The organism is Blautia sp. MCC283, from assembly GCF_018785565.1.
Taxonomy (GTDB): domain Bacteria; phylum Bacillota; class Clostridia; order Lachnospirales; family Lachnospiraceae; genus Blautia_A.
Map to the genome: position 1 here is coordinate 1 of NZ_WQQB01000046.1, position 1,485 is coordinate 1,485.

Here is a 1,485-nt window from a genome sequence, read left to right on the forward strand (position 1 = left end):
GAGAGTATGAAACTTTTTCTGTAAAATAATGTTTATAAGGTTCTTCTATGATACAATAAATATCATTAGGAGGGCCTTTTATTATGGCAAGACAAAAGAAACCTGTACATCGTGTACAAATGACAGAAGGAAAACGAAACATCATCCATCAGCTCCTGGAAGAGTACGATATCCAGTCTGCAGAAGACATTCAGGATGCGCTCAAGGATCTTTTAGGCGGCACCATTAAGGAAATGATGGAAGCTGAAATGGATGATCATCTTGGTTACGAAAAATCCGAACGCTCAGATAATGATGATTATCGCAATGGTTATAAGCGGAAACAGGTCAACAGCCGGTATGGCTCGATGGAAATCGAAGTGCCACAGGATCGCAAATCAACGTTTGAACCACAGGTTGTGAAAAAACGTCAGAAAGATATTTCCGATATTGATCAGAAGATCATTTCCATGTATGCCAAAGGAATGACTACCCGGCAGATTTCCGAAACCATCGAAGATATTTATGGCTTTGAAACTTCTGAAAGTTTTATTTCTGATGTGACTGATAAGATCCTGCCACAGATCGAAGACTGGCAGAACCGGCCACTGGACGAGGTCTATCCCATTCTCTACATTGATGCAATCCATTATTCTGTAAGGGATAATGGCGTGATCCGAAAGCTTGCTGCTTACGTGATTCTGGGAATCAACACGGAAGGGAAAAAAGAAGTTTTAACCATCAGTGTTGGCGATAACGAAAGCGCAAAATACTGGCTTTCCGTTATGAATGAACTGAAAAATCGTGGTGTCAAAGATGTATTAATCATCTGTGCCGATGGTTTAACCGGAATCAAAGAAGCGATCGCAGCAGCTTTTCCAAAGACGGAATACCAGCGCTGTATTGTACACCAGGTAAGAAACACGTTGAAATATGTCCCGGATAAAGACAGAAAAGCCTTCGCTACGGATCTGAAAACCATTTATCAGGCCACAGATGAAAAGAAAGCTCTGGCAGCCTTAGAGCGTGTAACAGAAAAATGGACACCGAAATATCCGAATTCCATGAAGCGCTGGAAGGATAACTGGGACGCAATCTCGCCGATCTTTAAATTTTCAACGACGGTCAGAACGGTGATTTATACTACAAATGCTATTGAATCCCTGAATTCTACCTACCGGAAACTGAATCGCCAGAGAAGCGTATTTCCAAGCGATACAGCTCTATTAAAGGCACTGTATCTTGCTACATTTGAAGCTACAAAGAAATGGACCAGTACGATCCGCAACTGGGCACAGGTGTATGGTGAACTGAGTATTATGTACGAAGGACGCCTCCCAGAGTAACGAATAAACGGGCGAATAAGACGGGCGGAAAACCGCCTGCTCTTGACATGCCATTCAACAACTGTTATATATAAAACAAGGGTGAGAAGCCTGATTTTCAGGCTTGCCACCCTTGCATATCATAGAAGAATCTTATTTACAGACTTTTTCTCACAGTCTC

1 protein-coding gene is annotated in these 1,485 nt (G+C 42.1%); it reads left to right on the forward strand.

All coding sequences use genetic code 11. The features are described 5' to 3' along the window. Positions 1–83: 83 nt before the first annotated feature. Complete coding sequence (locus GPK81_RS14430) at positions 84–1,325, forward strand: IS256 family transposase (RefSeq protein ID WP_008369914.1); 1,242 nt, start codon at positions 84–86, stop codon at positions 1,323–1,325. Positions 1,326–1,485 lie beyond the last annotated feature (160 nt).